A 21095-nucleotide genomic window follows, 5' to 3' on the forward strand; every position below is an offset into this window, starting at 1 on the left:
TTTTTCGTCTTGCGACGTTAAGAATCCGTATCTTCGAGTGCCCACACAGATTGTCTGATAAATTGTTAAAGAGCAGTTGCGACGCGGCTTTCAGCTCACTGTCGCGAGGTGGCGTATATTACGCTTTCCTCTTTCAGAGTCAACCCTGAATTTCAGGATTTTTCTCTTCAACCGAACCGGCTGTTTGTGTGAAGTGATTCACATCCGCCGTGTCGATGGAGGCGCATTATAGGGAGTCGTTTCAGGAAGACAAGCGGAAAAATGCATTTTTATTTCAACCGCTCATCTTTTAATCATTGCGCCGGTTTTTGCTGCTTTTTTATCGCTTGCGGCAGATCTGCCAGGCTATTTAACACCCAATCTGCTGCATTTTCGGCTTCAGGCGTAATAGGTTTCCCTGTACGCACCAGCACTTTTGTTCCCACGTTCGCCGCAGCCGCAGCCTGCATATCTTCTAATTTATCGCCCACCATATAAGAAGCAGCCATATCAATATGTAAATAATCGCGTGCTGACAAAAGCATCCCCGGATGTGGTTTGCGGCAATCGCAGACCTGGCGAAACTCTTCAACACTACCCTGCGGATGATGCGGGCAATAATAGATGCCATCCAGATCGACATCGCGGTCCGCCAGCGACCAGTCCATCCACTCGGTCAGCGTTTCAAACTGTGCTTCAGTAAATTTACCGCGAGCAATGCCAGACTGGTTGGTTACTACCACCAGCGCAAAGCCCATTTTTTTTAGCTCGCGCATGGCGTCAATGACACCGTCGATAAATTCAAAGTTGTCGATCTCATGGACATAGCCGTGATCGACATTAATGGTGCCATCACGGTCAAGAAAAATTGCGGGTACGCTCTTCGCCACCTTTTATAGCTCCTTAATAAGGCATGTGACGCTAGTATCGCATGTTTCGACCTGCAAGAAAGTGCTCTTCGCATAAACCTGATTGATTTAGACGTCTGGATGCCTTAACATCCATTTCATTGACGGCTTTGACCGTTTCAGGCATTCGAAATGCCACGACTAACTTAATGACGATAATAAATAATCAATGATAAAACTTTCGAATATCACCAAAGTGTTCCACCAGGGCACCCGCACCATCCAGGCGTTGAACAACGTCAGCCTGCATGTGCCAGCTGGACAAATTTATGGCGTTATCGGTGCCTCAGGCGCGGGTAAAAGTACGCTTATCCGTTGTGTAAACCTGCTGGAGCGCCCAACCGAGGGTAGCGTGCTGGTCGATGGTCAGGAACTGACCACGCTGTCAGAATCCGAGTTGACCAAAGCTCGCCGCCAGATTGGTATGATTTTCCAGCATTTTAACCTGCTCTCTTCGCGCACTGTTTTTGGCAACGTGGCACTGCCGCTGGAGCTGGACAACACGCCGAAAGACGAGATTAAACGTCGCGTGACAGAATTACTGTCATTGGTTGGTCTTGGCGATAAGCATGATAGTTACCCGTCTAACCTTTCCGGTGGGCAGAAACAACGTGTGGCGATTGCCCGTGCGTTAGCCAGCAATCCCAAAGTATTGCTGTGTGATGAGGCCACCAGCGCGCTGGACCCGGCAACAACACGTTCTATTCTCGAACTGCTGAAAGACATCAATCGTCGTCTGGGTTTGACGATTCTGTTGATCACCCACGAAATGGACGTTGTGAAGCGCATTTGTGATTGCGTGGCGGTGATCAGTAATGGCGAGTTGATCGAGCAGGACACGGTAAGTGAAGTGTTCTCGCATCCGAAAACGCCGCTGGCACAGAAGTTTATTCAGTCGACCCTGCATCTGGATATCCCGGAAGATTATCAGGAACGTCTGCAAGCGGAACCATTCGCTGACTGCGTGCCGATGCTGCGTCTGGAGTTTACCGGTCAATCGGTCGATGCCCCGCTGCTTTCTGAAACCGCGCGTCGTTTCAACGTCAACAACAACATTATTAGTGCGCAGATGGATTACGCCGGTGGCGTTAAGTTCGGCATCATGCTGACTGAAATGCACGGCACACAACAAGATACGCAAGCCGCCATTGCCTGGCTGCAGGAACACCATGTAAAAGTAGAGGTACTGGGTTATGTCTGAGCCGATGATGTGGCTGCTGGTTCGTGGCGTATGGGAAACGCTGGCAATGACCTTCGTATCCGGTTTTTTTGGTTTTGTGATTGGCCTGCCGGTTGGCGTCCTGCTTTATGTCACGCGTCCGGGGCAAATTATTGCTAACGCGAAGCTGTATCGTACCGTTTCTGCGATTGTGAACATTTTCCGATCCATCCCGTTCATTATCTTGCTGGTATGGATGATTCCGTTTACTCGCGTTATTGTCGGTACATCGATTGGTTTGCAAGCAGCGATTGTTCCGCTGACAGTTGGTGCAGCACCGTTTATTGCCCGTATGGTCGAGAACGCTCTGCTGGAGATCCCAACCGGGTTAATTGAAGCTTCCCGCGCAATGGGTGCCACGCCAATGCAGATCGTCCGTAAAGTGCTGTTACCGGAGGCGTTGCCAGGTCTGGTGAATGCAGCAACTATCACCCTGATTACTCTGGTCGGTTATTCCGCAATGGGTGGCGCAGTCGGTGCCGGTGGTTTGGGTCAGATTGGCTATCAGTATGGCTACATCGGTTACAACGCGACGGTGATGAATACGGTACTGGTATTGCTGGTCATTCTGGTTTATTTAATTCAGTTCGCAGGCGACCGCATCGTCCGGGCTGTCACTCGCAAGTAACGTTCAACACAACATAAATAATTGAAGAAGGAATAAGGTATGGCGTTCAAATTCAAAACCTTTGCGGCAGTGGGAGCCCTGATTGGATCACTGGCACTGGTAGGCTGCGGTCAGGATGAAAAAGATCCAAACCACATTAAAGTCGGCGTGATTGTTGGTGCCGAACAGCAGGTTGCAGAAGTCGCGCAGAAAGTCGCGAAAGACAAATATGGCCTGGACGTTGAGCTGGTCACCTTCAACGACTATGTTCTGCCAAACGAAGCATTGAGCAAAGGCGATATCGACGCCAACGCCTTCCAGCATAAACCGTACCTTGATCAGCAACTGAAAGATCGTGGCTACAAACTGGTCGCAGTAGGCAACACGTTTGTGTATCCGATTGCCGGTTACTCCAAGAAAATCAAATCGCTGGATGAACTGCAGGATGGTTCGCAGGTTGCCGTGCCAAACGACCCGACTAACCTTGGTCGTTCACTGCTGCTGCTGCAAAAAGTGGGCTTGATCAAACTGAAAGATGGCGTTGGCCTGTTGCCAACAGTTCTTGATGTTGTTGAGAACCCAAAAAACCTGAAAATTGTTGAGCTGGAAGCACCGCAGCTGCCGCGCTCTCTGGACGATGCGCAAATCGCTCTGGCGGTTATCAACACCACCTATGCCAGCCAGATTGGCCTGACTCCGGCGAAAGACGGTATCTTTGTCGAAGATAAAGAGTCTCCGTACGTAAACCTGATCGTGACGCGTGAAGATAATAAAGACGCAGAGAACGTGAAGAAATTCGTCCAGGCTTATCAGTCTGACGAAGTTTACGAAGCAGCAAACAAAGTGTTTAACGGTGGCGCTGTTAAAGGCTGGTAATTTTTAGGCTGTTTCCACAATTTGTAATATCATTCAGGACGGGCGCTTGCCCGTCTTGTCATTTTTACAAGCTCCTGATTCAATATTGACGTTTTGATCATACATTGAGGAAATACTATGCGTGCTTTACCGATCTGTTTAGTAGCACTCATGCTAAGCGGCTGTTCCATGTTAAGCAGATCCCCTGTCGAACCCGTTCAAAGCACTGCACCCCAGCCGAAAGCGGAGCCTGCAAAACCGAAAGCGCCGCGCGCCACGCCGGTCCGAATCTATACCAATGCAGAAGAATTAGTCGGCAAACCGTTCCGCGATCTCGGTGAAGTCAGTGGCGATTCTTGCCAGGCCTCCAATCAGGACTCTCCGCCGAGCATTCCAACCGCACGTAAGCGGATGCAAATCAACGCCTCGAAAATGAAGGCCAATGCGGTATTACTGCATAGCTGCGAAGTCACCAGCGGTACGCCAGGCTGCTATCGTCAGGCTGTATGTATCGGTTCTGCGCTTAACATTACGGCGAAATGAGCAGTTTCCAGTTCGAGCAAATAGGCGTTATTCGCTCGCCCTATAAAGAAAAATTCGCCGTTCCGCGCCAGCCAGGTCTGGTAAAAAGCGCCAACGGTGAACTGCATCTCATTGCTCCCTACAACCAGGCCGACGCCGTTCGCGGCCTGGAAGCGTTTAGCCATTTATGGATCCTTTTTGTCTTTCATCAAACAATGGAAGGCGGCTGGCGTCCGACTGTGCGTCCACCGCGCCTCGGCGGTAACGCCAGAATGGGCGTTTTCGCCACACGCTCTACTTTCCGCCCTAACCCGATTGGTATGTCGCTGGTAGAGCTGAAGGAAGTTATTTGTCATAAAGATAGCGTGATTCTGAAGCTCGGCAGTCTGGATCTGGTCGATGGTACGCCGGTGGTAGATATCAAACCGTATCTTCCCTTTGCCGAATCGCTTCCTGATGCCAGTGCCAGCTATGCGCAAAGTGCACCAGCGGCAGAGATGGCGGTGAGTTTTACCTTAGAGGTCGAAAAGCAGCTTTTGACATTGGAGAAGCGCTATCCGCAGTTAACGCTGTTTATCCGCGAAGTACTGGCGCAGGACCCGCGTCCAGCCTATCGTAAAGGTGAGGAAACGGGCAAAACCTATGCCGTCTGGCTGCATAATTTTAACGTTCGCTGGCGCGTCACCGACGCTGGTTTTGAAGTCTTTGCGCTGGAACCGCGTTAAATTCGCGCCCTTCTCTTTTGACATTTCTTTTGCACTGGTAAACTAAATCACTTTTTTTGTCCCAGGCTCGCCTTGAGCCTGCTCTACCTTCCAACTGGAACCGTAACAACATGCGTACTAGCCAATACCTGCTCTCCACTCTTAAGGAGACACCTGCCGACGCCGAGGTGATCAGCCATCAGCTGATGTTACGCGCCGGGATGATCCGCAAGCTGGCCTCCGGGTTATACACCTGGCTGCCGACCGGCGTGCGCGTTCTGAAAAAAGTCGAAAACATCGTGCGTGAAGAGATGAACAACGCCGGTGCGATCGAGGTGTTAATGCCGGTGGTTCAGCCATCTGAACTGTGGCAAGAGAGTGGTCGTTGGGAACAGTATGGCCCGGAATTGCTGCGTATTGCTGACCGTGGTGACCGTCCGTTCGTACTTGGCCCAACTCATGAAGAAGTGATTACCGACCTGATTCGTAACGAGCTGAGCTCTTACAAACAGCTGCCGCTGAACTTCTATCAGATCCAGACCAAGTTCCGTGATGAAGTGCGCCCGCGTTTCGGCGTCATGCGTTCCCGCGAATTCCTGATGAAAGATGCTTACTCTTTCCATACCTCTCAGGAATCCCTGCAGGAAACCTACGATGCAATGTATGCGGCCTACAGCAAAATCTTCAGCCGCATGGGGCTGGATTTCCGCGCCGTACAGGCCGACACCGGTTCTATCGGCGGTAGCGCCTCTCACGAATTCCAGGTGCTGGCGCAGAGCGGTGAAGACGATGTGGTCTTCTCCGACACCTCTGACTATGCAGCGAACATTGAGCTGGCAGAAGCTATCGCGCCGAAAGAACCGCGCGCTGCTGCTACCCAGGAAATGACGCTGGTTGATACGCCGAACGCGAAAACCATCGCGGAACTGGTTGAACAGTTCAATCTGCCGATTGAGAAAACGGTGAAGACTCTGCTGGTTAAAGCGGTTGAAGGCAGTAGCTTCCCGCTGGTTGCGCTGCTGGTGCGTGGTGACCACGAGCTGAACGAAGTTAAAGCAGAAAAACTGCCGCAGGTTGCAAGCCCGCTGACTTTCGCGACTGAAGAAGAAATTCGTGCCGTGGTTAAAGCCGGTCCGGGTTCACTGGGTCCGGTAAACATGCCGATTCCGGTAGTAATTGACCGTACTGTTGCGGCGATGAGTGATTTTGCTGCTGGTGCTAACATCGATGGCAAACACTACTTCGGTATCAACTGGGATCGCGATGTCGCAACCCCGGAAGTTGCGGATATCCGTAACGTAGTGGCTGGCGATCCAAGCCCGGATGGACAGGGTACGCTGCTGATCAAACGTGGTATCGAAGTCGGTCACATCTTCCAGCTGGGTACTAAGTACTCCGAAGCACTTAAAGCCTCCGTTCAGGGTGAAGATGGCCGTAATCAGATCTTGACTATGGGTTGCTACGGTATCGGCGTAACGCGCGTAGTAGCGGCGGCAATTGAGCAGAACTACGACGAACGCGGCATCGTATGGCCTGACGCTATCGCACCTTTCCAGGTGGCGATTCTGCCGATGAACATGCACAAATCCTTCCGCGTACAGGACCTGGCTGAGAAACTGTATAGCGAACTGCGCGCACAGGGTATCGAAGTGCTGCTGGATGACCGCAAAGAACGTCCGGGCGTGATGTTTGCTGACATGGAACTGATCGGTATTCCGCACACTATCGTGTTGGGCGACCGTAACCTCGACAACGACGATATCGAATACAAATACCGTCGTAACGGTGAGAAACAGTTAATTAAGACCGGTGACATCGTCGATTATCTGGTGAAACAGATTAAAGGCTGATGCCAGAAAGGGTCCTGAATTTCAGGACCCTTTTTTACATGGATTGTATAAAATGGATAAACCAAAGGCGCACTGGTGCCTGCTTCTCCCCTGCTTTCTTTCACTTTCGGCCTGTACCGTTGATATCAGCCAGCCAGACTCATCAGCCACAGCGGTAGATGCCGAGGCAAAAACATGGGCAGTCAAATTCCAGCATCAAAGCTCTTTCACCGAACAATCAATAAAAGAAATAACAGAACCTGATCTCAAACCCGGCGATTTACTGTTCTCCTCAAGCCTCGGGGTAACCTCATTTGGGATTCGCGTCTTCAGCACTTCCTCTGTGAGTCACGTTGCAATCTTTTTGGGAGATAATAACGTTGCAGAAGCGACAGGAGATGGCGTCCAGATTGTTTCCCTTAAAAAAGCGATGAAGCATAGTGATAAGCTTTTCGTCTTACGAGTTCCGGATCTTACCCCGCAACAAGCCACAGAAATTACCGCGTTTGCCAATAAAATCAAAGATAGCGGTTATAACTATCGCGGCATTGTCGAATTTATTCCATTTATGGTGACTCGTCAGATGTGCTCACTGAATCCGTTCTCCGAGGATTTTCGCCAACAGTGCGTCAGCGGCCTGGCGAAAGCGCAGTTAAGCAGTGTGAGCGAAGGAGACAAAAAGTCGTGGTTTTGTTCGGAATTTGTCACTGATGCATTTGCCAAAGCCGGACATCCGCTTACGCTGGCACAGTCTGGCTGGATTAGCCCTGCCGATCTGATGCATATGCGTACTGGCGATGTCTCTGCGTTTAAGCCAGAAACGCAATTAGAGTATGTCGGGCACTTGAAGCCAGGGATTTATATCAAAGCGGGTCGCTTCGTTGGGTTGACTCAGTGATAAAAGCCAGCCTCGTCCACAAAATACCGGATGAGGCGTGAGCGCCTTACCCGGCTTACAAAATCGTGCTAATACAAAATATTGCATTATATGCTGTAGGCCAGATAAGCGCAGCGCATCAGGCAATTTTTCGTTTGTTTCTGTCTCAAGACGGATTACTGCCCCAAACTACTGCAATCCTGGTTTGGGTAAAATTTACCTGCCGTATCGGGCACAAATACTTTGGTCGGCGCACCAGTATCCGGATTAGCCTCAAGCGTAAAGTGACCTTCTACTGACAGTAACACTGGTTTCTCGCTGTTGCCACGGGCAGCCAAATAGCCCCGTTCCAGCTCAGCGTTATTCGCTACCATGAAACGTTTTCCGGTCGCGCAATCAGTAAAGGTCGCCGCATCAGCCATATAAAAATACATGCCGCGTAGAGTCATCGGCGTCACTGGCAGGCTGGACTTTGCCGGTTCCAGTGTATAGTTGAACTGCGATTCGATCGGATTGCCTTCACGATCGAGCATCTCCAGCGCATCTCCTTTCGCCCGATAATATGACTTTTCACCTTTACTGTCGGTTAATACCAGTTTGTCAGCGGTTCGCGCCCATGTACCGTAGGAGGCGAAAGAGGAAGGTTCTTCACGAGCCCCCAGATAACGCTCATTCATCACCCATGTTCCGTCTTTTTCGAGGAACAGAGAGGTTTCGATACCTTCGCAATCAGCACACGGCAGTACGCCGCGCCAGCTTTGCGGCATCGGCTTCAGTTCAGCGGCCTGCGCCGGGGAAAGCGTATCGACTTCGGCCCGATTATTACATCCCATCAGTGTAAAGAGGCTGATTACAGCCATCGCTGTCACTATCGCTTTTTTCACCATCCATTCCTTCTTTTTATTCCCGACCGCCGCGCACTTTGCCGCGCAACGCCTTCACGCTTGATTTTTGTGCTTTCGATACCAGCCTGCGCTCTTTTGATGCGCGGGTAGGTCGTGTCGGTCGCCGGGTTTTTTGTTCTGTTGTTAATTCTTTAATCACTGCCACCAACCGTGCCAGCGCCGCTTCGCGGTTCAGTTCCTGGCTGCGATATTCCTGTGCCTTGATGACAATCACTCCATCACTGCTGATCAAATGATGGCTGGCGGCTAGCAGTCGCTCTTTGTAATACTCTGGCAGGCTGGACGCTCGAATGTCAAAACGCAGATGAATAGCCGTTGAGGTCTTATTAACATGCTGTCCGCCCGCGCCCTGTGCACGAATAGCAGTGATCTCAAACTCGCCATTGGGGATAGCAACATGTCGGGAAATCACAATCATGAAGGTTGTTGCCAGACGGTTAAGTCCACTTCCAGATTATTCTTGTCATCCGATAACCAAATCACCCCATCCTGAATCGTTGCCTGCAGCGTCATGGTACGATCGGCAAAGGCGCTCACTTTTGCCAGTTGCTCATCGTCCAGATACCAGACGGAAAGATTGGCAAACTGCGCACATTTGCTCTGATTTTGCTGCCACCAGATTTGCGCCGCCCGACTATTATAGGCAAACAGCGCCACTTCTGCGGCCTGGGTGCAGGCTTTCTTAATCCGCCGCTCATCCGGCAATCCCAGTTCAATCCACAAATCAATGCCCAGATGATCATTACGCAGCCACGCTTCCGGCTCATCATCGGCACACAAACCTCGGGTAAATTGCAGACGCTCATCGGCATATTTCAGCCACGCCAGCAGGCGCAGCATCATGCGCTCCTGTGTTTCTGAAGGATGGCGCGCCAGCGTCAGAGAGGCATCGAGAAACTGGTTGCGGTCGAGATCGGCCACATTAACCGTCGCTTTATAAATTGTCGCTTTAAGCGCCATAAGAAAACTCCTTTCGAATCAGGAGGCCATTGTAACGGAATACGTGCAGTTGCGACGCTGATATTGCAGAAATGAGTGTGGTATAGTCACCTTGCGAAACAGAGTTTATCTTCGTAGGCTTAGACTTGCATCCACGGTTAAGTCAGAGTGCTGACAGGAGGGCATGTGGAAAAATATTGTGAGTTAATACGCAAGCGGTACGCGGAAATCGCCAGCGGAGATTTAGGATACGTTCCGGACGCGCTGGGCTGCGTTTTGAAAGTGCTGAATGAAATGGCTGCCGACGATGCCCTTTCTGAGGCTGTCAGGGAAAAAGCAGCATACGCTGCGGCAAACTTACTGGTGAGCGATTATGTCAATGAATGATACGTATCAACCAATCAATTGTGATGATTACGATAATCTTGAGCTCGCCTGCCAGCATCATTTAATGCTGACACTTGAGCTGAAAGATGGCGAAAAACTGCAGGGGAAGGCCAGCGATTTAGTCTCCCGCAAAAATGTGGAATATCTGGTCGTCGAAGCTGCTGGCGAAACCCGCGAGCTACGTCTGGATAAAATTACCAGCTTTAGCCACCCGGAAATTGGTACGGTGGTGGTGAGCGAGTCCTGATTGACTTTCGCCGGATGCGACGTTTGAAGCGTCTTATCCGGCTTTCACTTAACTAAGCGTTTTCTTCCAGACAAAACTTACGCCATTCTCACCTTCGGCCACACCTTCTTGCGTCACAAATACCTCTGCCGCTGCAATCAGCGTTTCGCCATAAAACAGCAGTGGCGTGGTGTCACGCAGCCACGGCGGTACGCCCAGTTCCTGCCAGATTTTCTTTAGCTTACGTCCGCCGTTGCGCCCGACAATATGCAGCAATCCTGGCGCTTTGAAACGCACGCTGACCGCTTCGTCTGCACGCGGAGGGCGAATATCGCCTCCCGCAGTAAGTTGTACACTTCCCAGCGCCGCCGGTAATTCCAGCGGTTGTAGCCACGTCTGCCACGGCACAATGGTTTCGCTTTGCCCAGTGACGGATTTAATCCACCACAGTTGCGATTGATAGCGGCGGATTTCAAACGCCCCCAAACGTAAACAGGGGGAAGCATCTTCTCGCGCCAGCGCCACTTCCTGCCAGATCCTCACCAACGCGTCGCGGGAAGGCATCGGTGCATTCTGCCCTGCCAGCCAGCGGCGGATAATCGCCGCGCGACGGGCATCACTCATCGCCAGCATTGGCGCAATCTGCAGCGTCCCCTGCGGCGTTTGACAGTGTGCTAAATCATCTGCCAGCAGTTCATCCAGCAGGCTCTCTTGCTCAGCACAAAGTGCAGCGCTGCGGGCCGTTGCTTCGGCAAAATGCGGCCAACGCTGCTGCAATAACGGCACTACGCGCAGGCGCAGGAAGTTACGATCGTATGAGTCGTCCTGATTACTTTCGTCTTCAATCCAACGTAAACCATGCGCCAACGCCCACTGCTCCAGTTCTCCCCGTGTGCGGGCGAGCAACGGTCGGATCAGCCGCGTTCCGGCAAACTCCGAGACTTCCGCCATAGCCGAAAGCCCTGCAGGGCCGCTACCGCGTTTTAACGCCAGCAGAAACGTTTCACATTGATCGTCGAGATGTTGCGCTGTAACCAGCACTTCACCAGGTAACAGGGTACGAGCAAATGCCTGATAACGTGCCTGCCGCGCCTGAGCCTCAATACCTAGCCCCTCTTGCGCAAGTTGCACACGCTCAACCACCAGCGGCACCTGCCACTGCTGGCAGATATTTTCACAATGTTTCACCCAAGCATCAGCGTTGGCACTTAAACCGTGATGCACATGAATAGCGCGCAGGGTGACGCCCGGATTTTCCGTCCGCCACTGCACCAACTGATGCAGCAGAACGGTGGAGTCAAGCCCGCCGCTAAAGGCCACCAGAATCTGGCGTGAGATGAGAAGTTGTCTATTGAGAGTGAGTGTCATGATGGTGCGATTTTACAGTAGCAATGCCCGGCACGTTACCGGGCAAATATGGCGATGACAAGCCTTACTGCTCATACAGTTCCAACGGCAGTCCGTCCGGATCGTTAAAGAATGTGAAGCGCTTTTGCGTGTAGGGATCGACACGTATGGCTTCACATTTCACGTTATGGCTTTCAAGATGCGCCACTGCCGCATCGATATCATCAACGCTAAAAGCCAGATGACGCAGGCCGCAAGCTTCCGGTCGGCTGGGGCGCTCCGGCGGGAACGGAAATGAGAAAAGCTCAATCACATATTGCCCATTAAGCGCCAAATCCCCTTTCCACGAATCGCGCGCTTCGCGATAGACTTCGCTTTGCAGCGTGAAACCGAGAATATCGCAGTAGAAAGCTTTGCTCACCGCATAATCCGTCGCAATAATCGCAATATGATGAACTTGTTTTAAACCCAGCATAACGTCTCCTTTATTTGTTAACAGCACGTTACTCGCCCGGAAGCCGCTCTGGCAAGTTATCCCGCCATTTTTAGGACTCGTACGCGGTAAACGCCATCTTCGTCCTGTTTCGCGCCGTGAATATCCGTTTCAAAGCCGGGGTAGCGCTGGCCCACTGAACAGAGCATCAGCAGAAAATCGAGTACCGTGCGGCTCTCCTCGGTCAGCATTTCTCCAGGCATCAGTAGCGGTACGCCAGGCGGATAAGGCAGGATCATATTTGCCGATACCCTACCGACCAGTTGTTCCAGCGCAATGGTTTCTACTTCGCCTTTAATCTGTCGTTGCCATGCCTGATGTGGCGTCATGATCATCTCCGGCAAAGTATCAAATGCCCGCAACATCAAACCGGGAAGATCGTGTTTACGAATCAGCTTATGGATGCCTTGCGCCAGATCCTGAATACGCATATTGCGATAAAAATCGGGATCTTCTGCATAGAGATCGGGCAGCATATTTTTGATCCGCAGGTTGAGATCGTAAGAGCGCTTAAATTCCGTCAACCCACGCAATAATCCCATTGCTTTGGTTTTATCGATACCAATACTAAAGAGAAACAGCAGGTTATAAGGGCCGGTTTTCTCTACTACGATCCCACGTTCGTCGAGGAATTTTGCCACCAGCGCCGCCGGGATCCCCTCATCGCTCATATTGCCCTGCTCGTCCATCCCCGGTGTCAAAATAGTGACTTTAACCGGATCGAGAAACATATGATCGGCATCCGCATCGTTAAAGCCGTGCCACTGTTCGCCAGGCGCAACGGGCCAGCATTCGGCTTCATCCACCTGCGGCGGTTGCCAGATATCGAAAAACCAGCTGTCAGACTCTTCCCGCAGCCGCTGGACCTCTTTGCGAAAATGCAGCGCTCGTTCTACTGAACGGTTAATCAGCCGTTTGCCCGGATTACCACGCAGCATCGCCGCCGCTGTCTCAACCGAAGCAACAATGGGATAACTGGGCGAGGTGGTGGTATGCATCATAAAGGCTTCATTAAACGCCTCTTCGTCGTACTCACCTTTAATGTGGATCAGTGATGCCTGCGACAACGCCGCCAGCATTTTGTGGGTCGATTGCGTTTCGAAGAAAACTTTTCCTGCCACCCGATCGCCACTCATACCACTTTTGCCCTGATAGATCGGATGAAAATGAGTATACGGGACCCAGGCGGAATCGAAGTGGATCGAGGGGACATCCAGCGTCTGTTTGATCCAGTCGGTGTTGTAGAGCAAGCCATCATAGGTTGAGTTGGTGATCACCGCATGAACCGGCCATTGTGCCTGCGTGGTAGCAGCGACTTTCTCTTCGATACTGTCGCGGGTAAATTCTCGTCGCGGGATCCCACCCAGAATCCCCAACGCATTACGCGTCGGTTTCAGCCAGACCGGCACTATATCGTTCATCATCAACAGATGCGCCAGTGATTTATGGCAGTTGCGGTCAATTAACAGCGTACTGCCGGATGGCGCGGCGTACATACCCACAATTTTGTTCGACGTCGATGTTCCGTTGGTGACGATATAACTCTGTTCCGCGCCGAAAGTCCGTGCGATGTACTCTTCCGCTTCCAGATGTGGCCCGGCGTGGTCGAGCAACGAACCTAGCTCGGTTACCGAAATAGAGACGTCCGCCTTGAGGGTATTACCGCCGAAAAAATCATAAAACAGACAGCCTACCGGGCTTTTCTGATACGCGGTGCCGCCCATATGCCCCGGCGTACAAAAGGTGTACTTCCGCTCTTTGACATAAGTAAACAAGGCTTTAGTGAATGGCGGGGTAATGTTATCGAGATATTCGTTGGTGTACTGACGCATACGAATGGCGATATCTTCTGCCTGCCCCAGCGCATATTCAAAGAACCAGAGCGCCATCCGCATATCCTGCACGCTGACATCCATCGTCGAGTGAGTATTGATGAAGGCATAAAGCGGGAGATATTCATTAAGTTGATTGATATCGCTACATAAATCGAGACTGTATTCATCCCAGTCAAAAATCACGCCGCATATTCGTGGGTTGTGTTCGATAAATTTCAGCAAATCAACGCTGTTTTGTGGCCAGATAATCTGAAAACCTTGCGCCACCAGCGCCGACTCCAGTTCTTTGATGGGCTCATCTTTATAAAAGACGCCATGCGGTCCCATAATGGCAATGATATTCATGTGTTCCTCCTGGAAAATCCTTCCTTAATCATAGCCTGCTCAAACCGTGGCGATAAAAAAGGGCCACCGAAGTGACCCTTTTCAGAACATTTGCGAATTACGCGTAACCGTAGCTCATCAGGCGCTGATAACGACGATTTTTTAAATCTTCAGTGCTTAACACGTCGAGATCGGCCAGATCCGCCAGCAGCTGCGCTTTCAGAGACGCCGCCATCGCTTCCGGGTTACGGTGAGCACCACCCAGCGGTTCCGGGATGATGGAGTCAATCAGTTTCAGTTCTTTCAAACGCGGAGCGATGATCCCCATCGCTTCAGCCGCCAGCGGTGCTTTGTCGGCGCTCTTCCACAGAATGGACGCACAACCTTCCGGCGAGATAACGGAATAGGTGCTGTATTGCAGCATATTCACTTTATCGCCCACGCCAATCGCCAGTGCGCCGCCAGAACCACCTTCACCGATAACGGTGCAGATAGTCGGTACGCTAAGGCGAGACATTTCACGCAGGTTGCGTGCAATGGCTTCAGACTGACCGCGTTCTTCTGCGCCCACGCCAGGATAAGCCCCCGGGGTGTCGATAAAGGTGATGATTGGCATCTTAAAGCGTTCAGCCATTTGCATCAGACGCAGTGCTTTGCGGTAACCTTCTGGCGCTGGCATACCAAAGTTACGGCGAATTTTTTCTTTGGTTTCACGACCTTTTTGATGACCAATGATCATCACCGGACGACCATCGAGACGGGCGATACCCCCGACGATAGCTTTATCGTCTGCATACGCGCGGTCGCCAGCCAGTTCGTCAAATTCATCAAAGGCCAGACGAACGTAATCCAGGGTATAAGGACGCTGTGGATGGCGTGCCAGTTGCGCAATCTGCCATGCACCGAGATCGGCGAAGATTTTACGCGTCAGTTCTACGCTTTTTTCACGCAGACGATGCACTTCTTCATCGATATTAATATCCAGTTTCTCATCCTGGCGGCTAACCGCAGTCAGAGAATCGATTTTCGCTTCCAGCTCTGCAATCGGCTGTTCAAAATCAAGGAAATTCAGACTCATAGTATTCCTGTATTAGTCAAACTCCAGTTCCACCTGCTCCGAACCAATGAGGCCACGGAGATCGTTTAATAAACGATCGCTCGGAGAGACACGCCACGTCGCGCCAAAACGCAACCGCGCGCGTGCATCCGCCCTCTGATAGTAGAGATGTACTGGAATTGTCCCAGAGCGGTGGGGTTCCAGAGACTGACGGAGTCGGTTTAAAAGCTGGTCATCAATTTGCCTGTCCGTCAGCGAGATAGCAAGCCCGCGAGCATATTTTTCCCGGGCTTCGTCAATATCCATCACTTCGCGAGCGGTCATTTTAAGCCCACCGCTGAAGTCATCAAAGCTGACCTGTCCGCTGACGATAAGTATGCGGTCTTTTTCCAGCAATTGCTGGTATTTATCCAGGGCGTCAGTAAACAACATCACTTCCAGCCGCCCGGAACGGTCATCCAGCGTGCAGATACCGATACGATTGCCGCGCTTGGTGACCATAACCCGCGCAGCAACAACGAGCCCCGCAGCCGTGGTGACTTTACCACGTTCTGTCGGGTGCATGTCTTTCAGCCTTACGCCTCCGACATAACGCTCAATCTCTTTTAAATACTGGTTGATAGGGTGTCCCGTCAGATACAGACCTAACGTTTCACGCTCCCCATCTAACACCACCTGCTCCGGCCACGGTTGGCAACTGGCGTAGGATTGTTCAATTTGTTCCGGCTCTTCTGCCAGCACGCCGAACATATCAGCCTGACCGATGGCTTCTGCTTTCGCGTGTTGATCAGCCGCCTTTAACGCATCGCCCAGCGAGTTCATCAGCGCCGCGCGGTGTGGCCCAAGACGGTCAAACGCCCCGGACATGATCAGTTTTTCCAGCACTCGCCGGTTTAACTTTTTGGTGTCTGTACGGGCGCAGAGATCAAACAATTCACGGAAATAGCCGCCTTTATTACGGGCTTCAATGATCGCCTCAATCGGACCTTCACCTACCCCTTTGATCGCGCCAATACCATACACGATTTCGCCGTCGTCGTTGACGTGGAAATGGTAAAGACCGGAGTTTATATCTGGTGGCAGGATTTTCAGCCCCATCCGCCAGCACTCATCCACCAGGCCCACCACCTTCTCGGTGTTGTCCATATCGGCGGTCATTACTGCCGCCATAAACTCCGCTGGATAGTGCGCTTTCAGCCATAACGTTTGATATGAAACCAAAGCATAGGCCGCAGAGTGCGATTTGTTAAATCCGTAACCAGCGAATTTCTCCACCAGGTCGAAGATTTTCATCGCCAGTTCGGCGTTGATCCCGTTCTTTTCTGCGCCTTCAGCAAATACAGAACGCTGCTTGGCCATCTCTTCCGGCTTTTTCTTACCCATCGCACGACGCAGCATATCCGCGCCACCGAGGGTATAACCAGAAAGCACCTGGGCAATCTGCATGACCTGTTCCTGATACAGGATAATGCCGTAGGTTGGCTCCAGTACCGGTTTCAGGCTTTCATGCTGCCACTGCACATCCGGATAGGAGATCTCTTCGCGACCATGTTTACGGTCGATAAAGTTATCCACCATCCCTGATTGCAACGGGCCGGGGCGGAACAGTGCCACCAGTGCGATCATATCTTCGAAGCAGTCAGGTTGCAGACGTTTGATCAGGTCCTTCATGCCGCGCGATTCAAGCTGGAATACCGCCGTGGTTTCCGAGCGTTGCAGCATGTCGAAACTTTTCTTGTCATCCAGCGGGATCGCGGCGATATCCAGCGGCGGCTCGCCATTCTTCGCCCGCCGCTTGTTGATCATCTCCAGCGCCCAGTTGATGATGGTGAGCGTACGCAGGCCGAGGAAGTCGAACTTCACCAGCCCGGCGTATTCAACGTCGCTTTTATCAAACTGGGTAACCGGATGTTTGCCCTCTTCATCGCAATAAAGCGGCGCAAAATCGGTAATTTTGGTCGGCGCGATAACCACCCCACCGGCGTGCTTACCAGCGTTACGGGTGACCCCTTCCAGTTTGCGCGCCATGTCGATCAGCGCCTTAACTTCTTCATCCGCTTCGTAGATTTCCGGCAGTTGCGGCTCGGCTTCAAACGCTTTCGCCAGCGTCATCCCCGGATCTGGCGGGATCAGTTTCGAGATACGATCGACAAATCCGTACGGATGCCCCAGTACACGACCTACGTCGCGGATCACCGCTTTCGCCGCCATCGTACCGAAGGTGATGATCTGCGATACCGCATCGCGACCGTACATGTCCGCCACGTGTTCGATAACCTGGTCACGTTTCTCCATACAGAAGTCAACGTCGAAGTCAGGCATGGAGACACGTTCCGGGTTAAGGAAACGTTCGAACAGCAGGTCAAACTCCAGCGGATCGAGGTCGGTAATTTTCAGCGCGTAGGCCACCAGTGACCCTGCACCGGAACCACGGCCAGGCCCTACCGGTACGCCGTTATCCTTCGACCACTGGATAAATTCCATAACGATGAGGAAGTAACCCGGGAAACCCATCTGGTTGATAACCTGAAGTTCAGTATCCAGACGCTCGTCATACTCCGGGCGACGCTTAAGACGTTCTTCCTCGTCAGGGAATAAAAACGCCAGACGCTCTTCCAGGCCTTCTTTTGCACGCTTGACCAGATAATCTTCGGTGCTCATGTCCCCGGTCGGGAACTGCGGCAGGAAGTATTCACCGAGACGCACTGTCACGTTACAGCGTTTGGCGATCTCAACAGTGTTGGCAAGGGCTTCGGGGATGTCGGCAAACAGCTCGCACATCTCCTCTTCGCTGCGCATATATTGCTGCGGCGAATAATTACGCGGGCGTTTGGGATCGTCGAGAGTAAAGCCGTCATGGATCGCGACGCGGATTTCGTGCGCGTCAAAGTCACTGCTGTCGATAAAGCGCACGTCATTGGTCGCCACGACGGGCAAACCGCGCGCTTCCGCCAGTTCCACTGCCGCGTGCAGATAACTTTCTTCGTCCGGCCTGCCGGTTCGGATCAGCTCGAGAAAATAGCGATCCGGGAAGTGCTCTTCATAAAACGCAACGCACTCATCTACCAGCGCGCTGTTACCACGCAAAAGACTGCGCCCGACGTCGCCCATGCGCCCGCCGGAAAGGAGGATCAGCCCTTCGTTTAATTCGATAAGCCAGTCGCGATCGATGATCGGCCCGGCGGCACCGTACCCGCGCTGATACGCTTTTGAGATCAGCAACGTCAGATTCTGATAGCCGATATTGTTCGCCGCCAGCACCGTCAGGTGGGTTAACTCATCACCCAGCAGGTCGCACTGGACATTAAAATCTGCCCCGACGATGGGCTTAATCCCTGCGCCATGTCCCGCTCCGTAGAACTTCACCAGACCGCAAAGGTTGGTGAAATCGGTGATCGCCAGTGCTGGCATACCCAACGCCGCCGCCTTTTTTACCAGCGGCGCGGTTTTGGCCAGGCCATCGATCATCGAGTAGTCGCTGTGCACCCGCAGGTGTACGAAACGTGGTTCAGACATCTTCAGATTCCGGTTTACTTAATCTCGACACAAGAATCAGGACGCAAGTCCCAGTGCGCGTTTGACAGGCCCAAAGCTGCGACGATGATGTTCAGTCGCGCCATATTCAGCCAGTTTTTCCAGATGAAAAGCGGTTGGATACCCTTTGTGCTGGGCAAAACCATATTGCGGGAAAACAATATCCAGCGCCGCCATTTCAGCGTCGCGCGTCACTTTCGCCAGGATAGACGCAGCACTGATTTCCGGTACGCGGCTATCGCCTTTCACCACTGCCATCGAAGGCATCGGTAATTTTGGGCAGCGGTTACCATCAATCAACACATATTCTGGCGCAATATGCAGCCCCGCGACGGCGCGCTGCATCGCCAGCATGGTCGCATGAAGAATGTTCAGTTCGTCGATTTCGTGGGGTTCCGCGCGGCCCAGACTCCAGCTTAACGCTTTCTCTTTGATCTCTTCACAGAGCGCCAGACGGCGTTTTTCGCTCAGCTTTTTGGAATCATTCAGCCCGGCAATCGGGCGCGCCGGGTCAAGGATTACAGCAGCGGTAACCACCGCGCCAACCAACGGCCCGCGTCCGACTTCATCCACACCCGCAACCAGCTGCGTGTGTGGATAAACAAATTCGATCATTGTGCTAACTCCAGAACGGCTTGTGCCGCCTGCTCATCGGCATTGCAGCGGATCTGCTGATGCAGTTCACGGAAGGTATCGTGCATCGCGTGACTGGTTTTCCCATTCGCCAACAGCGGTAACAGCGCCGCAGCCAGTTTTTGCGGCTCACACTCTTCCTGCAATAACTCTTTGACTAACTCTCTGCCCGCCAGCAAATTTGGTAGCGAGACATACTCGGTTTTCACCAGCCTCTTCGCCAGCCAGAAGGTAAAAGGCTTCATGCGATATCCCACCACCATCGGGCATTTCGCCAGCATGCACTCCAGGGCTGCCGTACCCGACGCCAGTAGCGCCGCATCACTGGCGACCATCGCCTCACGGCCCATTCCATCCAGCAGATGAACAGCAAGGTCCGGTGCGACTTCAGCTTTGATACGCTCAAACTGCTCGCGGCGTTTGGCATTCACCAGCGGCACCACGATCTCGAGATCGGGATATGTCTGACGCAAAAGCTGGGCCGTTTTCAGGAAATCGGCACTCAGCATCTCCACTTCCGCACCACGGCTTCCCGGCAGCAACGCAAGACAGTGAGCATCGTGAGGGATCCCCAGCACATCACGCGCGGCGTTTTTATCTGGATCTAACGGCATGGCATCAGCCATGGTGTGACCGATAAAACGGCACGGCACGTTGTATTTGTCATAAAACGCTTTTTCGAAAGGCAGAAATGCGAGCACCAGATCGGTGGCTCTGCCTATTTTGAAAACGCGTTTCTGTCGCCACGCCCAGACGGACGGACTGACGTAATGAATGGTTTTGATACCCTGCTTTTTAAGATTACCCTCGAGGGTAATATTGAAGTCAGGTGCATCAATGCCGACAAAAACATCTGGCTTCAGTTCGCCAAAACGCTTTGTCAGATCGGCACGAATATGCAGTAAGCGACGCAGACGACCGAGCACTTCAACAATGCCCATCACCGCCAACTCTTCCATTTCGTACCAGGCTTCGCAGCCTTCGGCCTGCATTCGTGGCCCGGCAACGCCAACAAAGCGAGCGTTGGGCACACGTTCTTTCAGAGCACGGATTAAACCGGCCCCCAGGATATCGCCGGAGGTTTCTCCGGCGACCAGGGCAATCGTTAATGGACGCTGTTCAGTCATTAACGAATCAGACCGCGCGTTGAGCGTGCAAAGAAATCGGTAAAGGCTTTTACTTCCGGATATGTTTCCGCCAGTTCGGCAATTTCCGGTTTCACTTCATCGAGCGTTTTACCGCTGCGATAAATCAGCTTATACGCATTGCGGATAGCGGTAATCGCCTCACGGCTGAATCCGCGGCGCTTCAGCCCTTCGATGTTGACACCGAACGGCGTTGCGTGGTTACCCTGCGCAATGACATAAGGAGGGACGTCCTGCGCCACACCGGAACAGCCGCCAACCATCACGTGCGCACCAATGATGCAGAACTGATGGACTGCGGTCATGCCGCCGATGATCGCGAAGTCGTCTACCGATACATGACCCGCCAGCGTTGCGTTGTTGGCGAGGATGCAGCGGTTACCTACCGTACAATCGTGCGCAATGTGCGCGTTGATCATCAGTAAGTTGTCGCTGCCCACCTTCGTCAATCCACCGCCCTGGACTGTGCCACGATGAATGGTGACGCTTTCGCGAATGCGGTTACGATCGCCGATTTCCACACGGGTCGGTTCGCCAGCATATTTAAGATCCTGGTTGACTTCGCCGATGGAGGCGAACTGATAAATCTCATTGTCGCGGCCAATTTTAGTATGACCATTCACGACAACGTGAGATTTCAGTACGGTACCCTCACCAATTTCGACATGGGGTCCAACGATACAAAAAGGACCAATGTGAGCATTGGCGGCAATCGATGCGCCCTCTTCCACAATGGCGGTTGGATGCACAAAGGCGGATTTATCAATCAC

At 52.4% G+C, this 21095-nt stretch carries 21 protein-coding genes; 9 read left to right on the top strand and 12 right to left on the bottom strand.

Annotated elements, in window-relative coordinates:
- Positions 1-293: 293 nt before the first annotated feature.
- The gene (gmhB, locus tag ATB02_RS17920) at positions 294-869 is read right to left on the bottom strand and encodes a D-glycero-beta-D-manno-heptose 1,7-bisphosphate 7-phosphatase (protein ID WP_001140175.1); all 576 of its coding nucleotides are present in this window, start codon (positions 867-869) and stop codon (positions 294-296) included.
- Between the two features lie 187 nt (positions 870-1056).
- Between gmhB and metN the strand changes: the two genes are divergently transcribed.
- From metN to ATB02_RS17955, 7 genes are all read left to right on the top strand, one after another.
- The gene (metN, locus tag ATB02_RS17925) at positions 1057-2088 is read left to right on the top strand and encodes a methionine ABC transporter ATP-binding protein MetN (protein WP_000593991.1); all 1032 of its coding nucleotides are present in this window, start codon (positions 1057-1059) and stop codon (positions 2086-2088) included.
- Positions 2081-2734, top strand: coding sequence for a methionine ABC transporter permease MetI (locus ATB02_RS17930; protein WP_001294600.1), 654 nt, complete (start codon positions 2081-2083; stop codon positions 2732-2734). Before metN ends, ATB02_RS17930 begins: the two co-directional genes overlap by 8 nt.
- A gap of 39 nt (positions 2735-2773) precedes the next feature.
- Entirely contained in the window at positions 2774-3589 is an 816-nt protein-coding gene (gene metQ / locus ATB02_RS17935; protein WP_000874226.1) for a methionine ABC transporter substrate-binding lipoprotein MetQ, read from the top strand.
- A gap of 117 nt (positions 3590-3706) precedes the next feature.
- Positions 3707-4111, top strand: a complete 405-nt coding sequence (gene rcsF, locus ATB02_RS17940; RefSeq protein ID WP_001202329.1) for an Rcs stress response system protein RcsF — start codon at positions 3707-3709, stop codon at positions 4109-4111.
- Positions 4108-4815 (top strand): tRNA (N6-threonylcarbamoyladenosine(37)-N6)-methyltransferase TrmO, encoded by a 708-nt coding sequence (gene tsaA, locus ATB02_RS17945; RefSeq protein ID WP_024224770.1) that lies wholly within the window; start codon positions 4108-4110, stop codon positions 4813-4815. Before rcsF ends, tsaA begins: the two co-directional genes overlap by 4 nt.
- 110 nt (positions 4816-4925) lie before the next feature.
- Positions 4926-6644 (top strand): proline--tRNA ligase, encoded by a 1719-nt coding sequence (gene proS / locus ATB02_RS17950; RefSeq protein WP_105272011.1) that lies wholly within the window; start codon positions 4926-4928, stop codon positions 6642-6644.
- A 52-nt stretch (positions 6645-6696) separates the two neighbouring features.
- A complete protein-coding gene (locus tag ATB02_RS17955; RefSeq protein ID WP_105272012.1) occupies positions 6697-7521 on the top strand; it encodes a YaeF family permuted papain-like enzyme in 825 nt (274 codons plus the stop codon).
- A 155-nt stretch (positions 7522-7676) separates the two neighbouring features.
- On the opposite strand, the gene nlpE is transcribed toward ATB02_RS17955, so the two are convergent.
- From nlpE to ATB02_RS17970, 3 genes are read right to left on the bottom strand one after another with little or no spacing between them, the layout of a single operon-like run.
- Positions 7677-8387, bottom strand: a complete 711-nt coding sequence (gene nlpE, locus ATB02_RS17960) for an envelope stress response activation lipoprotein NlpE (protein ID WP_105272013.1) — start codon at positions 8385-8387, stop codon at positions 7677-7679.
- Between the two features lie 13 nt (positions 8388-8400).
- Entirely contained in the window at positions 8401-8823 is a 423-nt protein-coding gene (arfB, locus tag ATB02_RS17965) for an alternative ribosome rescue aminoacyl-tRNA hydrolase ArfB (protein WP_105272014.1), read from the bottom strand.
- Positions 8820-9365, bottom strand: coding sequence for a YaeQ family protein (locus ATB02_RS17970; RefSeq protein WP_105272015.1), 546 nt, complete (start codon positions 9363-9365; stop codon positions 8820-8822). The genes arfB and ATB02_RS17970 overlap by 4 nt, the downstream gene beginning before the upstream one ends.
- 165 nt (positions 9366-9530) lie before the next feature.
- Here ATB02_RS17970 and ATB02_RS17975 point away from each other — a divergent pair, with 165 nt between their 5' ends.
- Both ATB02_RS17975 and rof read left to right on the top strand, forming a co-directional pair.
- Positions 9531-9731: a YaeP family protein gene (locus ATB02_RS17975; RefSeq protein ID WP_000417058.1), complete on the top strand. Its 201-nt coding sequence runs from the start codon at positions 9531-9533 to the stop codon at positions 9729-9731.
- The gene (gene rof, locus ATB02_RS17980; protein ID WP_000062318.1) at positions 9718-9978 is read left to right on the top strand and encodes a Rho-binding antiterminator; all 261 of its coding nucleotides are present in this window, start codon (positions 9718-9720) and stop codon (positions 9976-9978) included. The genes ATB02_RS17975 and rof overlap by 14 nt, the downstream gene beginning before the upstream one ends.
- A 48-nt stretch (positions 9979-10026) precedes the next feature.
- Here rof and tilS read toward each other — a convergent pair whose 3' ends face one another.
- From tilS to lpxA, 8 genes are all read right to left on the bottom strand, one after another.
- Positions 10027-11325: a tRNA lysidine(34) synthetase TilS gene (gene tilS / locus ATB02_RS17985; RefSeq protein ID WP_105272016.1), complete on the bottom strand. Its 1299-nt coding sequence runs from the start codon at positions 11323-11325 to the stop codon at positions 10027-10029.
- Between the two features lie 64 nt (positions 11326-11389).
- Entirely contained in the window at positions 11390-11779 is a 390-nt protein-coding gene (locus ATB02_RS17990) for a VOC family protein (RefSeq protein WP_000901098.1), read from the bottom strand.
- A gap of 56 nt (positions 11780-11835) precedes the next feature.
- Positions 11836-13977 carry a lysine decarboxylase LdcC gene (gene ldcC / locus ATB02_RS17995; protein WP_105272017.1) on the bottom strand — a complete coding sequence of 714 codons (2142 nt, stop codon included), beginning with the start codon at positions 13975-13977 and terminating at the stop codon, positions 11836-11838.
- Positions 13978-14074: 97 nt separating this feature from the next.
- Positions 14075-15034 carry an acetyl-CoA carboxylase carboxyl transferase subunit alpha gene (gene accA / locus ATB02_RS18000; protein WP_000055746.1) on the bottom strand — a complete coding sequence of 320 codons (960 nt, stop codon included), beginning with the start codon at positions 15032-15034 and terminating at the stop codon, positions 14075-14077.
- A 12-nt stretch (positions 15035-15046) separates the two neighbouring features.
- On the bottom strand, positions 15047-18529 hold the full coding sequence (gene dnaE, locus ATB02_RS18005; RefSeq protein WP_001294736.1) for a DNA polymerase III subunit alpha: 3483 nt from the start codon (positions 18527-18529) through the stop codon (positions 15047-15049).
- Positions 18530-18565: 36 nt separating this feature from the next.
- Positions 18566-19162 (bottom strand): ribonuclease HII, encoded by a 597-nt coding sequence (gene rnhB / locus ATB02_RS18010; RefSeq protein WP_000569424.1) that lies wholly within the window; start codon positions 19160-19162, stop codon positions 18566-18568.
- On the bottom strand, positions 19159-20307 hold the full coding sequence (gene lpxB / locus ATB02_RS18015) for a lipid-A-disaccharide synthase (protein ID WP_032183243.1): 1149 nt from the start codon (positions 20305-20307) through the stop codon (positions 19159-19161). Before lpxB ends, rnhB begins: the two co-directional genes overlap by 4 nt.
- Complete coding sequence (gene lpxA / locus ATB02_RS18020) at positions 20307-21095, bottom strand: acyl-ACP--UDP-N-acetylglucosamine O-acyltransferase (RefSeq protein ID WP_000565958.1); 789 nt, start codon at positions 21093-21095, stop codon at positions 20307-20309. The genes lpxB and lpxA overlap by 1 nt, the downstream gene beginning before the upstream one ends.

The organism is Escherichia sp. MOD1-EC5189 (assembly GCF_002966045.1).
GTDB lineage: Bacteria > Pseudomonadota > Gammaproteobacteria > Enterobacterales > Enterobacteriaceae > Escherichia > Escherichia coli_F.

Excerpts from the sequence above, each read along its gene's own strand:
- metN (WP_000593991.1), top strand. The coding sequence starts at position 1,057 with ATGATAAAACTTTCGAATATCACCAAAGTGTTCCACCAGGGCACCCGC.
- ATB02_RS17930 (WP_001294600.1), top strand. The coding sequence starts at position 2,081 with ATGTCTGAGCCGATGATGTGGCTGCTGGTTCGTGGCGTATGGGAAACG.
- metQ (WP_000874226.1), top strand. The coding sequence starts at position 2,774 with ATGGCGTTCAAATTCAAAACCTTTGCGGCAGTGGGAGCCCTGATTGGA.
- rcsF (WP_001202329.1), top strand. The coding sequence starts at position 3,707 with ATGCGTGCTTTACCGATCTGTTTAGTAGCACTCATGCTAAGCGGCTGT.
- tsaA (WP_024224770.1), top strand. The coding sequence starts at position 4,108 with ATGAGCAGTTTCCAGTTCGAGCAAATAGGCGTTATTCGCTCGCCCTAT.
- proS (WP_105272011.1), top strand. The coding sequence starts at position 4,926 with ATGCGTACTAGCCAATACCTGCTCTCCACTCTTAAGGAGACACCTGCC.
- ATB02_RS17955 (WP_105272012.1), top strand. The coding sequence starts at position 6,697 with ATGGATAAACCAAAGGCGCACTGGTGCCTGCTTCTCCCCTGCTTTCTT.
- nlpE (WP_105272013.1), bottom strand. The coding sequence starts at position 8,387 with ATGGTGAAAAAAGCGATAGTGACAGCGATGGCTGTAATCAGCCTCTTT.
- arfB (WP_105272014.1), bottom strand. The coding sequence starts at position 8,823 with ATGATTGTGATTTCCCGACATGTTGCTATCCCCAATGGCGAGTTTGAG.
- ATB02_RS17970 (WP_105272015.1), bottom strand. The coding sequence starts at position 9,365 with ATGGCGCTTAAAGCGACAATTTATAAAGCGACGGTTAATGTGGCCGAT.
- rof (WP_000062318.1), top strand. The coding sequence starts at position 9,718 with ATGTCAATGAATGATACGTATCAACCAATCAATTGTGATGATTACGAT.
- tilS (WP_105272016.1), bottom strand. The coding sequence starts at position 11,325 with ATGACACTCACTCTCAATAGACAACTTCTCATCTCACGCCAGATTCTG.
- ATB02_RS17990 (WP_000901098.1), bottom strand. The coding sequence starts at position 11,779 with ATGCTGGGTTTAAAACAAGTTCATCATATTGCGATTATTGCGACGGAT.
- ldcC (WP_105272017.1), bottom strand. The coding sequence starts at position 13,977 with ATGAATATCATTGCCATTATGGGACCGCATGGCGTCTTTTATAAAGAT.
- accA (WP_000055746.1), bottom strand. The coding sequence starts at position 15,034 with ATGAGTCTGAATTTCCTTGATTTTGAACAGCCGATTGCAGAGCTGGAA.
- dnaE (WP_001294736.1), bottom strand. The coding sequence starts at position 18,529 with ATGTCTGAACCACGTTTCGTACACCTGCGGGTGCACAGCGACTACTCG.
- rnhB (WP_000569424.1), bottom strand. The coding sequence starts at position 19,162 with ATGATCGAATTTGTTTATCCACACACGCAGCTGGTTGCGGGTGTGGAT.
- lpxB (WP_032183243.1), bottom strand. The coding sequence starts at position 20,307 with ATGACTGAACAGCGTCCATTAACGATTGCCCTGGTCGCCGGAGAAACC.